Source organism: Moraxella sp. K127 (assembly GCF_015223095.1).
Lineage (GTDB): Bacteria > Pseudomonadota > Gammaproteobacteria > Pseudomonadales > Moraxellaceae > Moraxella.
On record NZ_JADFBZ010000011.1, the window covers coordinates 44,183 to 56,922 of the forward strand.

The 12,740-nt window shown below is 43.5% G+C and carries 12 protein-coding genes; 4 read left to right on the forward strand and 8 right to left on the reverse strand.

All coding sequences use genetic code 11. The features are described from left to right. Positions 1–126: 126 nt before the first annotated feature. Together IM753_RS03875 and IM753_RS03880 are read left to right on the forward strand one after the other, a co-directional pair. The gene (locus tag IM753_RS03875; RefSeq protein WP_194108717.1) at positions 127–3,123 is read left to right on the forward strand and encodes a lactoferrin/transferrin family TonB-dependent receptor; all 2,997 of its coding nucleotides are present in this window, start codon (positions 127–129) and stop codon (positions 3,121–3,123) included. Position 3,124: 1 nt separating this feature from the next. After that, positions 3,125–4,765 carry a surface lipoprotein assembly modifier gene (locus IM753_RS03880; RefSeq protein ID WP_194108719.1) on the forward strand — a complete coding sequence of 547 codons (1,641 nt, stop codon included), beginning with the start codon at positions 3,125–3,127 and terminating at the stop codon, positions 4,763–4,765. Positions 4,766–4,948: 183 nt separating this feature from the next. On the opposite strand, the gene tmk is transcribed toward IM753_RS03880, so the two are convergent. Both tmk and mltG read right to left on the reverse strand, forming a co-directional pair. Further along, a complete protein-coding gene (gene tmk / locus IM753_RS03885) occupies positions 4,949–5,593 on the reverse strand; it encodes a dTMP kinase (RefSeq protein ID WP_194108720.1) in 645 nt (214 codons plus the stop codon). A gap of 64 nt (positions 5,594–5,657) precedes the next feature. After that, positions 5,658–6,734 (reverse strand): endolytic transglycosylase MltG, encoded by a 1,077-nt coding sequence (mltG, locus tag IM753_RS03890; protein WP_194108721.1) that lies wholly within the window; start codon positions 6,732–6,734, stop codon positions 5,658–5,660. A gap of 114 nt (positions 6,735–6,848) precedes the next feature. On the opposite strand from mltG, the gene IM753_RS03895 reads away from it, so the two are divergent. Then, a complete protein-coding gene (locus IM753_RS03895) occupies positions 6,849–7,712 on the forward strand; it encodes a PhzF family phenazine biosynthesis protein (protein ID WP_194108722.1) in 864 nt (287 codons plus the stop codon). Positions 7,713–7,787: 75 nt separating this feature from the next. Here IM753_RS03895 and IM753_RS03900 read toward each other — a convergent pair whose 3' ends face one another. The 4 genes from IM753_RS03900 to IM753_RS03910 form a co-directional block, all read right to left on the reverse strand. Next, a complete protein-coding gene (locus IM753_RS03900) occupies positions 7,788–8,897 on the reverse strand; it encodes a hypothetical protein (protein WP_065256797.1) in 1,110 nt (369 codons plus the stop codon). A 96-nt stretch (positions 8,898–8,993) separates the two neighbouring features. Continuing rightward, entirely contained in the window at positions 8,994–9,116 is a 123-nt protein-coding gene (locus IM753_RS13265; RefSeq protein WP_255518635.1) for a hypothetical protein, read from the reverse strand. A 336-nt stretch (positions 9,117–9,452) separates the two neighbouring features. Beyond that, entirely contained in the window at positions 9,453–9,761 is a 309-nt protein-coding gene (locus IM753_RS03905; RefSeq protein ID WP_065256799.1) for a 4a-hydroxytetrahydrobiopterin dehydratase, read from the reverse strand. Between the two features lie 159 nt (positions 9,762–9,920). Next, positions 9,921–10,196 (reverse strand): GNAT family N-acetyltransferase, encoded by a 276-nt coding sequence (locus tag IM753_RS03910; protein WP_065256800.1) that lies wholly within the window; start codon positions 10,194–10,196, stop codon positions 9,921–9,923. A 371-nt stretch (positions 10,197–10,567) separates the two neighbouring features. On the opposite strand from IM753_RS03910, the gene ompR reads away from it, so the two are divergent. Continuing rightward, positions 10,568–11,314: a two-component system response regulator OmpR gene (gene ompR, locus IM753_RS03915; RefSeq protein ID WP_062498796.1), complete on the forward strand. Its 747-nt coding sequence runs from the start codon at positions 10,568–10,570 to the stop codon at positions 11,312–11,314. 73 nt (positions 11,315–11,387) lie between these two features. On the opposite strand, the gene def is transcribed toward ompR, so the two are convergent. After that, on the reverse strand, positions 11,388–11,900 hold the full coding sequence (def, locus tag IM753_RS03920) for a peptide deformylase (protein WP_029103579.1): 513 nt from the start codon (positions 11,898–11,900) through the stop codon (positions 11,388–11,390). A gap of 175 nt (positions 11,901–12,075) precedes the next feature. Then, positions 12,076–12,740: hypothetical protein (locus IM753_RS03925; RefSeq protein WP_255518638.1), on the reverse strand; the 665-nt coding region annotated here is incomplete at its 5' end.

The window sequence follows — 12,740 nt, forward strand, 5'->3', positions numbered from 1 at the left end:
GTGTCTTAAAACAATGCCTTAAAACAATGCCTTGGGCGAATTCTTGGATAAATACACCAGATTTGCCTTGGGCTAAATCTTGATAAAACATCGCCAGAAAATAGAAAATAAAGTTTAGGATTTTTTATGTCAAAATCTATCATACACACACCATCAGCTTGTACCATGACCACACACCGCTTAAACCTTGCCATCAAAGTGGCGTTATTTGGGGTGGCAGTTTTACCCCTATCCGTTTGGGCGCAAGAGAACACTCAGACAGATGCCAACTCTGATGGTAAAGACACAAAAACACCTGTCGTCTATTTAGATGCCATCACGGTAACCGCCGCCCCATCTGCCCCTGTTTCTCGATTTGACACCGATGTAACAGGGCTTGGCAAAACGGTCAAAACCTCTGACACGCTGGCAAAAGAACAAGTACAGGGCATTCGTGATTTGGTGCGTTATGAAACTGGGGTGAGTGTGGTTGAACAGGGGCGTGGTGGCAGCAGCGGATTTGCCATTCATGGCGTGGATAAAAACCGAGTGGGGATTACCGTAGATGGTATTGCCCAAATTCAATCTTACAAAGATGAATCCACCAAACGAGCTGGTGCAGGCTCTGGGGCGATGAACGAGATAGAGATTGAAAACATTTCCGCCGTTGCCATCAATAAAGGTGGTAATGCCCTAGAAGCAGGCTCTGGCGCGTTGGGCGGTTCGGTGGCGTTTCATACCAAAGATGTGAGCGATGTCTTAAAATCTGGTAAAAATCTTGGCGCTCAAAGCAAAACCACTTATAACAGCAAAAATGACCATTTTAGTCAGACGCTGGCAGCGGCAGGTAAAACCGAGCGTGTGGAGGCGATGGTGCAGTATACCTACCGTAAAGGCAAAGAAAACAAAGCACACAGCGACCTAAATGGCATCAACCAAAGCCTATATCGCTTGGGTGCATGGCAACAAAAATATGATTTAAGAAAGCCCAATGAACTGTTTGCAGGCACAAGCTACATCACCGAAAGCTGTTTGGCAAGTGATGACCCAAAAAACTGCGTACAATACCCTTATGTCTACACCAAAGCCCGACCAGATGGCATCGGCAATCGCAATTTTTCTGAGTTAAGCGATGCTGAAAAAGCACAATATTTGGCGTCCACGCACCCCCATGAGGTTGTCTCTGCCAAAGATTATACAGGCATTTATCGGTTGTTACCTGACCCCATGGACTATCGTTCAGACTCGTATTTGGCACGCCTTAACATCAAAATCACCCCAAATCTGGTCAGCAAACTGTTATTAGAAGACACCAAGCAAACATACAACATTCGTGATATGCGTCATTGTAGTTATCATGGGGCAAGATTGGGCAATGACGGTAAACCTGCCAATGGCGGCTCCATTGTCCTTTGCGATGATTATCAAGAGTATCTAAACCCCAATGACGCATCACAAGCATCATTTAGACCAGGGGCCAATGACGCCCCCATTCCAAAACTGGCTTATGCCAGAAGCAGTGTGTTTAACCAAGAGCATGGCAAAACTCGCTATGGGTTAGGTTTTGAGTTTAAGCCTGACACGCCATGGTTTAAACAAGCAAAATTAAACCTACACCAACAAAATATCCAAATCATTAACCATGACATTAAAAAATCGTGCAGCCAATATCCTAAGGTGGATTTAAATTGTGGCATCAGTGAAATTGGGCATTATGAATATCAAAACAATTACCGTTATAAAGAAGGGCGTACCAGTTTGACAGGCAAACTTGATTTTAATTTTGACCTGCTGGGCCAGCATGATTTGACGGTGTTGGCTGGTGCAGATAAAGTTAAAAGCCAATTTCGTGCCAACAACCGCAGACGCACAATCATTGACACCACCCAAGGCGATGCCATTATTGATGAAAGCACGCTGACAGCACAGGAGCAAGCCAAATTTAAGCAATCAGGGGCAGCGTGGATTGTCAAAAATCGCCTTGGACGCTTAGAAGAAAAAGATGCCTGTGGTAATGCCAATGAATGTGAACGCGCTCCCATTCATGGCAGTAACCAATATGTGGGCATTAACAACCTTTATACACCAAATGATTATGTGGATTTAAGTTTTGGTGGACGCTTGGACAAACAACGCATTCACAGCACCGATTCAAACATCATCAACAAAACCTACACCAATAAGAGCTATAATTTTGGGGCGGCGGTTCATCTGACACCTGATTTTAGCCTGTTGTATAAAACTGCCAAAGGCTTTCGTACGCCAAGTTTTTATGAGTTATACAACTATAACAGCACCGCCGCCCAGCATAAAAACGACCCTGATGTGTCTTTTCCCAAACGAGCGGTTGATGTCAAACCTGAAACTTCAAATACCAACGAATATGGCTTTCGCTATCAGCACCCTTGGGGGGATATTGAGATGAGCATGTTCAAAAGCCGTTACAAGGACATGTTAGATAAAGCCATACCGAACTTAACCAAAGCCCAGCAAGAGTATTGTAAGGCTCATTTGGATTCCAATGAATGTGTTGGCAATCCGCCCACGCCCAAAACCAGTGATGAGGTATTTGCTAACTTATATAATGCCACCATCAAAGGGGTGAGCGTCAAAGGCAAACTGGATTTGCATGCCATGACATCAAAACTGCCAGATGGTCTTGAAATGACCTTGGGTTATGGTCATACCAAATTGGGGAAATTTGATTACATTGCACCCAAAGATGCCGATGGTTGGTATCAGGCTCGCCCTGCTTTTTGGGACGCCATCACCCCAGCGCGCTATGTGGTCGGTCTAAACTATGACCACCCCAGTCAAGTATGGGGCATTGGCACAACTTTAACGCACAGCAAACAAAAAGATGAAAATGAGCTGAGTGCCCTTAGAATCAGAAATGGCAAAAGAGAAACACAAACCTTGACACACACAATACCCAAAGCCTATACTTTAATAGACATGACAGGTTATTATAGCCCAACTGAGAGCATCACCGCCCGCCTTGGCATTAATAATGTGTTAAACACCCGCTACACCACATGGGAAGCGGCACGCCAACTGCCCAGCGAAGCTGCAAGCAGTACCCAATCAACCCGTTACATTGCACCAGGTCGCAGTTACTTTGCCAGTCTTGAAATGAAGTTTTAATATGACCTGTTTTTTATCAAAGACCAACCCTGCTTTAAAAGTCAAGCACAGACTTTTAAAGCAGCTGCTGTTATTGCTCTGTGTTGATACATTAACAGCACAGGCGTATGCCCACAGCCATCATATGCCCATTCATACGCCCACACATGAACTGCCATCTGCTGATGCTTTATCAGATGAAAGTTTGGGTAAAGATTTGGACAGTTTGGATAGCCCAGATGGTTTAGGTGATGGCTTAGGCGATGGTTTTACCAGTGATGACTTAAAGAGTGATAAAAGCCCCTTGCCCATCAATACCTTGCCCATCAATGCCTTGACCGTTAATCAGAGCAATGAGAACCAATCTGCCCCACCGACCGTAGATGTCAATTTTTTACTTGCCCAGCCAGAAGCATTTTATCATGTCTTTCATCAAGCGATTGTGCAAGATGATGTGGCAACATTACGCTTGTTATTGCCATTTTATGACCGCCTGCCTGATGATTATCAAGATGATGTTTTGTTGTTATTTGCCCAAAGCAAACTTGCCCTAAGTGATGGTAATACCAAATTGGCATTAAATCTGCTGACCGATTTGAGCAACAAAGAGCCGACGCTTACGGCGGTGAAATTACAACTTGCCTCTTTGCTTCTGACCAAAAAGCACGATAAACACGCCCAAATGGTGCTAGATGAACTCAAAGACGATGCCCACTTTTTAAAATTAAGCAAAAAAGAACAAAGATGGGTGCTGTCGCAAAGTCGCTATTTGCATAAAAAATATAAAATGGGCTTGGATTTGGGCATCAACTATCTGCATTTGGACAATATCAATGCCGCCTCTACCATCACACAGCCCAACATTAAAAAAGACGCCCCAAAACCTGCTCATGGGCTTGCCTTATCGCTTGGTGTGAATAAATACACGCCACTTAGTCATGGCATCAGTATTTATACAGCCCTAGATGTTGATGGTAAGTTTTATGATGACAAAAGCCACAATGAACTGGCGGTTTTTGCTCATGCTGGGCTAAGAAAAGACCACCAAAAAGGTTATATTGATGTCGTGCCTTTTGTTGGGCGTATTTTTGCCACCAATCAGCAGTTGCATGGCAGATTATCCCCCAGAAAAGACAGTCAGGGCGTGGCGTTTGGCAGCCATCATCAGGTAAATAATAAATGGCAAAATGCGTTTTTTGTACGCATGGAAAAAGGCAATTATGCCGAGCGTTATCAAGGTTATGATGGCAAGCGTTATCATGTGAATGACACCATTTTGTTGCAAGATGGCCCAAATCGTCGTTATTCTTTGGGCGTGGGGTATCAGCTTAGTCATCTGCAAGATGCAACAAAAAGCAGTCATGCCACAAAGATACATTTTGGGGTATTGCAAAGATTACCAAATGGTCTGACCGTGCAAGGTAGGGTGAGTGCTGAGCGTGAGCGTTATCATGGTAAATTATTGCGTCTGGTCAATCCTGATGATGTGTATCGCACAGATAAAACCCTAACCCTACAAACCTCCATTTGGCACAAAGACATTCGCTGGCTTGGATTAACGCCAAAGCTGACTTATCGTTACAGTAAAAATAACAGTAATTTACCAGCACTTTATAGCCATAACAAACAAAATTTTTATTTGGAGCTTAGTCGGTCGTTTTAACTTAATTGTCTAAGAGTAGGTTAAGGTGGCTGGCGGTTTTTGAGTATTGTGGTATTATTAAACTTCTTTGATGACAACTATTTATACCATCAAAACCCATTTAAGCAAAGACAAAACCCATTACCATCACCCCATCAACAAGCATGATGACACAAGAGCAACAGAGCTAAGCGTTAAAGCACATCACAGCAAGAGCAACCGCTTTTGGCTAATCTTGAAAATTTGCATAATCTCATCTGTTACACCATCAGGGCTTTGATTGGCATTGATTCGCTTGATACGCTCGGGATTTTTTTGGTATTGATACAAAAAACCTTGATAAGTTTTGTCAAAAAATCCTTGCCCTGCACATTCAAACCTATCTGCTTGACTTCGCTGACTTGCTCGCTCCAAGCCAATGGCAGGGTCTAAATCCAGCCAAAAAGTCAAATCAGGCTGTTTTGGGATAAAGTCATTTATGAGCCGTTCAATCCTAGCAAGTTCACGCTCATCGCCCCCAAACCGCCCAAAGCCTTGATACGCCACGGTGCTGTCAAAAAAACGGTCGCAAATGACCCATTTACCCTCTGCCAAAGCAGGCAAAATGATGCGATGCAAATGGTCAGCTCGTGCGGCAAACATAAGCAAAAGCTCGGTGTCATCATTGATGTGGGTTTTGTTATCTAGTAGGATTTTACGCAAGTCTTCGGCAAGCAGGCTACCCCCTGGCTCACGAGTGCGGATGTGAGAGATGCCCTGTTTATCAAGCTCACAGCAAAAGTTATCTATGGCGGTCGTTTTGCCCACGCCTTCGGTGCCTTCAAAGGTGATAAATTGGGGTATTGTCATGATTTTTCCAAATATTTTGATTTTTTTAAAAGTGTTAATAACACACAAAAGATTGCAACGTCATCTATTTATCCGCCATCAAAGCCCGATACTCCGCCACTGCCTTGTTATGCTCAGCAAGGGTTAGGCTAAATTTATGACCGCCTTTACCTGTCGCCACAAAATAGATGTATGGCACATCAGATGGGTGCAAACTCGCCTGTATGGCTTCGGCAGACGGCAGGGCAATGGGCGTAGGTGGCAAACCGTCTATATGATAAGTGTTGTAATCGGTTCGCTCGGTGATATTGGATTTATAAATTTTACCATCATAGCGGTCAAACAGTCCATAGATGATGGTTGGGTCGGTTTGTAATCTCATGCCTTGACGCAGGCGATTAACAAATACGGCTGACACGTCATCTCTTTCAGATTTTATGCCTGTTTCTTTTTCTATGATGCTTGCCATGATAAGTGCATCATAAGGCGTTTTATAAGGTAAACCCTCATCACGTTCTGCCCATATCTTACCCAATATCGCCATCTGGTCGCTGTGCAGTTTTTTTAAAATGACAGTGTCGGTTGTGCCTTGATTAAAAAAGTAGGTATTAGGAGCAAACTGCCCCTCAGGATTGCCGTTGGGCGTGCTGATATTTAGGGTTTTGGTAACTTTGGCATTATCTTGTGCCACATCAACCCATGAATATCCATCAGCATCTGATAACAGGGGTGTGAGTAATTCTAGTTTGACCCCATCGGTTGTTTTTAGGGTGTGATACAAGTCTTTGATGGTTTTACCTTCAATGATTTGCACTTTTATCATGGCAACCTCCCCCCCTTGACCCAAAATCTTGACAACATCAGCAAGACTTGCCCCTTGGGGTATTTGGTAGGTTCCTGTTTCTAAGTTATTTTTGGCGTGCAATTTTAGATACAACCGTGTGGCAGTGGCAGATGCAAGCGGACTGGTCTGCCATTTGTCTTTGACCAAAAGACTGTGATAAGTATCACCCTTTTCTACGGTCAAAGTTTGGGCAGAGCGGTTAGTTTTGGCAAAGGCGGTTACATAGACGATGGCACCCCACAGGGCAATCAAGGCTAGTACGACAGCCAGAGTGAGCCATTTTAGGGGGGATTTTTTGGAAGATTTTTTGTTTGGCATGGCAACATTGGATGAGAAAAGTTATGCTTATTGTAGCAAATTACCACAAAAGTTTTTAAGATTATTGTAAAATTAACAGGATAATTTTATATTGGACAATTCATAAGCATACCCATGACCGCCCACCCATTTATCCTTGCCAATGTCTTTACCGATGGTACGCCCTTTGGGGGCAATCCGTTGGCAATCTTTCCCCACGCCAATTTTGATGACGCCACCATGCAAGCCATCGCTTGCCAGTTCAATCTCAATGAGACGGTGTTTATCACCCATTTTGACAAACAAGCCCGCACCGCACGCATTCGCATTTTCACCCCAAGTATTGAAATGCCCTTTGCAGGGCACCCAACCATTGGGTCGGGGTGGTATTTGGCGACAACGCACGGCTTGTCAGCACTTGACATCAGTACACAAACTCGCGCCGTTCATCTCAACCATATGCCATCTTGCACCACGCTAACCACCAACAGTTACGCCCTTTGCCCTGCCCAAACAGACCGCCACGCCCTTAGCACCTTGACCGCCTTGCCCCAAGAGATGTTGGCGGATAAGGCATATTTTGTCAATGCAGGAGTGTGCCAGCTTCTTTTGCAAGTCAAAGATACACAAGCGTTAGAGCGTGCCAAGGTGTGTTTGACAAGCCTAAAAAACATCTTTGATAATAACAAAACCCTTGCCATCAACCAAGGCATAACGCTTGAACACACGCTATATCTGTGGTGCATGAATGATGATACCATTCATGTTCGCTTATTTTTTGAACAAAATGGGATTATCTTAGAAGACAGTGGCACAGGCTCGGCGTGCGTGAATTTGGGGGCGTATCTGCTTGATAATGGCACCAACCACAGACAATTTACCATTTATCAAGGCGACCATCTACACCGCCCAAACCGTCTGCTTTTGGGGCTTAATGACGGCATACGGATGGGCGGACAGGTAAGGCAAGTCGGGCGGGGCGAATTTTATTTGACCTAAATAACGCCAAATAAATTTCTCCCAAAACCAAAAACCCGCCCGTAGGCAGGTTTTTGTGCTTTGATACATACTAAATTAGTAGCGAGTAATCAGAGCAATCGGCTCTTTTTCGTCCATTTTGTCTTTGGGGACAAATACCACTTCACCGCCGTTGTGGCTCACCATCTCGATAATCTCACTTACCGCATCATCGGTGACGCCATCTGCTGTTGCATCGTCTGATACGAGCAAAGTCAAGGCAGTCTCATCAATGGTCGCAGGCACGATGTGTCCTTGACGCACTAAGAGTTTGACGGCATTGCCTTCAACCGCTGAGCGGTAGATTTGTTGCAAATCGGTGCGTACCATCTTCTCGTTACGGGCTTTTTCAAGCTCGCCTTGGGCGGTCTCATAGCGAGTAGCACGCTGAGTCTCCACCACATCCTGCACGCCTGCCACAATCTCTTCGGCACGTCCGTCTTTTAGGTTGGGCAGGTGTTCCACTTTACCGATGATAAAGCTGTCGTTGTCCACTACCTGCTCATAAAAGCCCAAAGTACGGCTATCGCCCACCAAAATCACAGGCAATGGGTCAATGTTACGAAACTCTTGTAAGCTCTTATCCACACGGTTCATGAACTCTTTTAGATAACGGTCATCATCCGATGAGCCTGTACGGTCGGCTTTTGCCCCTGTGGGTAGGGTTGTGTTATTGATCGGGAAAGTCAGCTCGCTCATTTGCGATTGACGTTCGCTCTCACCACCGATTTCTTTAACCACACGGTCGTTGGTCGCTTCAATCAAGCGAGCGTGTTCGCTTGTTGCCACAAGTACATAATAATGCACCGCTTCGGACATATCACGCACCAAGTCTCTGGTGGCAAACTTTTCGCCCAAAATCACACGCTCTTTGGCATCAAATGGCAAACGCAACACTTGGGCTTCGTTTTCATTGGCAAAAATGGCAAGTGTATCTAAGTTATAATTATGGTCAAGCTCGTCCGTCTTGGCATGGATAAGCTCCATGATGGCATCGCTTGTGCGTTTGTCATGTTCGTTTGTGATACGCTCTTCGGCGACTTTTAGTTGATTTTTTAGGGCAATGTGGTCTTGCTCATTTTCTGGGTGGGTGCGGTGAGTTTTGACAAAGATACTCACGGCAGGATTGCCACGGGTGGCTTTTAGGTTTTTTAATGTTGCTTTCATAACAAACTCCTTAAACTTGATTGCTAAATGGCTAATCATTAGGGCGTGCCTACCATTGATAACATTCTTATAAAATAAGATGAAAAATTGACAATTTCAATCAATTTTTGCATGAAAAATGGCTAAATCTTGTTTTTCATCGTCAAAAACTTGTCTGATAGAATAACTATCAACCTGCGTTTTTTCCTTGAAAAACGTGCGATTTTTCTCATTTTTCATTGCAAATACCAAAGGCAGGCACGCCCTAATCACATAATTAATTAAATTTAACCGTCCGATTATAAAATCTAAATTTAAAATCTGATGATGATTGTAGCGAGTTTTTGGGTATTTGTCTGTTAAGAAATGGTCGGTTTTATGGTTAAAATGTAGCCAAAAAATCGGCTGTGTAAGATTGATAACAAGGTTTGTAAGTCTTTGTAAAAAGACCTACTTTGATTGGGGATTTTATGTATAATGGGAAGTTGGCAGATTTATAAAGCGGTTTTTTAACTTTAAAACACAAATCAAAAACACAAAAAAATGGGCGATGACACCCATTTTATCTCTCCAAACTCAATTTTTCTCTTTTTGGTCAAAGACCACGCCGTTTGCCATTTCCATGCGTTTGGCAAGCTGAATGTCTCGCCCATGCACTTCGTATTGGTCGGGCTCGCCAATGCGTACTTTTAAAACAGTATAGTAATTCTCCCACGTGGGGTAATGTTCTAACTCTTCGCAATAGAACGCCACACGGGTAGTAAAGGCGATGACGTCAGCAAAACTGGCAAATTCATACGTCTTGACAAGGCTATTGCCATCCAATGCCCAGCCTTGCAATCTTTCTAGTTGTAAGGCGACTTGGTCTGCGGTAAGACTGCTCATGATGTTCCTTTGGTTAGGTAAAAGATAAAAATACACCAAGCCATTTTACCAAAATCTTCAAAATTTCGGCAAGATTTTTGGCAAATTAACCCATATTTTTGTAAACGATTATCACAATTTAGTTGTTACCCAATCATGATAAGACGTGTTAAGTCATGCTCACGCCAACAGCGGTTGGTATTCGTCTCGTCTGTCGATGTAGCTTGCCACAAAGGAACAGCTTGGCACGACTTTTTTGCCATTATCACGAGCATAATCCAAGGCGTGTTTGACCAATGCCGTACCCAGTCCACGCCCGCCCAGCTCTTTGGGAACGATGGTGTGGTTATAATCTAGGGTATCATCATTGATGACTTCATAGCTTAAAAAGCCAGTATGTCCGTCAATGGTCACTTCAAAACGCTGTGTGGCAAGGTTGTGGATGATGTCGGTCATGGGGCTGTCCTTAATGGTTGATATTAAAGGTTAAAAGTTAAAAGTTAAAAATACTGCTCTTATGCTAACACAAATTTTATCAAGGCAAAAGCCTATTTATACGCTTGCCGCTATACATGGCATGCCACATCAGGTGCATTGACAAACCAAAATCATTTCACCAAACCCATTTACCAAAATATTACCGACTTTTGGTATTCATCGTGGTATGATAATTCATCAGTTTTTTAGCATATTTTAGAGATCTTTTAACCATTTGACATATCTTGGATATGGTTTAGCCTTAAAATATTATTTATAATGACAAAAACAGTTACATTTTTTTGTGTAATGTTGTAAACTAAGAGCCATACAATTATCAGGGGTGACACATGACCGAAGATAACGCCAATCCAAACCCAAACGCCAGTCATCGTATCTTAGTCGTTGATGATGACGCCAGACTGCGTGCCTTATTACAGCGATTTTTAGAAGATGATGGCTTTACCGTGCGTGCGTGCCATGATGGCAAGCAGATGGACAAACTCATGCAACGTGAGATGTTCTCGCTCATCGTGCTTGATTTGATGTTGCCCGACGAAGACGGCATCGCCATCTGCAAACGCCTGCGTGCCGATAATGCCGACATTCCCATCATCATGCTGACCGCCAAAGGCTCCGACACCGACCGCATCGCAGGGCTTGAAGCAGGGGCGGATGACTACCTACCCAAACCCTTTAACCCCAAAGAACTACTGGCTCGTATCAAAGCGGTGCTTCGCCGTCATAACCGAGAGCTGCCCGGAGCCCCATCTCAGCAGATGGAAGTGGTGGAGTTTGGCTCATGGACGCTTGATTTATCCACTCGCACCCTAAAAAAAGACGGCAATGTCGTCACCCTAACCACAGGCGAGTTTAGCGTTCTAAAAGCACTCGTTCAGCACCCCAGAGAGCCACTGACCCGTGACAAACTCATGAATCTGGCTCGTGGGCGTGAATGGGGAGCGATGGAGCGTTCAATTGACGTACAAGTCTCACGCCTAAGACGACTCATCGAAGACAACCCATCTCAGGCTCGCTATATCCAAACGGTGTGGGGCGTGGGTTATGTCTTTGTCCCTGACGGGGCAGAGAGCTGATAACACAAAAACCAAACAACGCTTTGTTGTTTGGTTTTTTACTGGATGTTTGTCTTGGATTACCGCTTGCACATCAGCCTTTTTTGGCGACCACTTTACGCACCTTTTCTCTGGCACGGTCTTGTTTTAGGCGGGATAGATAATCCACGAACACAATGCCTTTTAGATGGTCAAGCTCATGCTGTATGCACACCGCCAACAGCCCATCCGCCTCAACGCTAAATGGCTTGCCGTCAGCATCCAAAGCATCAATCTGCACACGGGCAGGGCGACTGACATCATCATACACCTCAGGAATGGACAAACAGCCCTCTTTATAAGGGACAAGCTCATCGGTCAGTGGCGTGACTTTGGGATTGATGTACACCTTGGGCTGTGGCTCTTCGCCTTCTTTGGCTAAGTCCATGGTCACCACTTGCACATGCCTGTCCACCTGTGTCGCCGCCAGTCCAATGCCCTTGGCATCATACATGGTCTCAAACATGTCGCTAATTAAGGTCTTAATCTCATCGGTAATTTCGCCAACCTCACTTGCCACAGTACGCAAACGTGGGTCAGGATAATGTAAAATGGGTAATAGTGCCATAATGTCTCTTGTCGTTGGTTTTGGGGTATTATATCAGAAAATTGGGTTTTGGTAAAATGGATTTAGGGTTATCGTGGTTTGGCAGTCTTTTTGTCATCAAAAATAACCTGCAAAAGACAAAACAAACCGCCACTAAACTCCAATTTATATATTTCCATGGGTTTTTCACACAACATCATTTGGCCAAATAATGCTCACTAACAGGCTGTAAATATTTATCGTCAATCACAAGACATTTGGCGGATTTCTCCTGTTGTATTTTAGTTTTTGTTTTTGCAATGTCTTTTGACTGATTGATTCGACCTTCTTCATCAGTAGCAAACTTGAAAAAATCTACCGATACAGGGCAGAAAACTTTGGTGCTACCCAAATTCCATGCCATATAGCCATATAAGGCATTATCTCTATTATTAAAAATATCTTTATTATCATCTTGGCATTTCTTTTTACTCTCTTCATTTTTTAAACCTGTACAATTGTAAGCATTAAAAATATCTTTTTGTGCCAAAATATCTCTTTTGGATAAGCCATTGATATTTTCAGAAGTGGTATTACCATTATGAATAAGATACCAAGAGCTGTCTTGGGGTTTTTCTATGAATTTAGGGAAGGATAAAGAGCTTATAACATGCCCCTTACTTACCGTTATAGAAAATACATAAAAACCAATGGTTACTAGCAATAAAATAGTATTTAAAATTCTATTGTCCTTTACTTTTTTAATAACATCATCAAATGTAAAGAATAGATTTAAAAATATAAAAATAATGGAACCCAAGAAATAGATAAAAAAATTAGTTTCAAAATCACTATTTATTTCTAATGATTGATATGTGATAT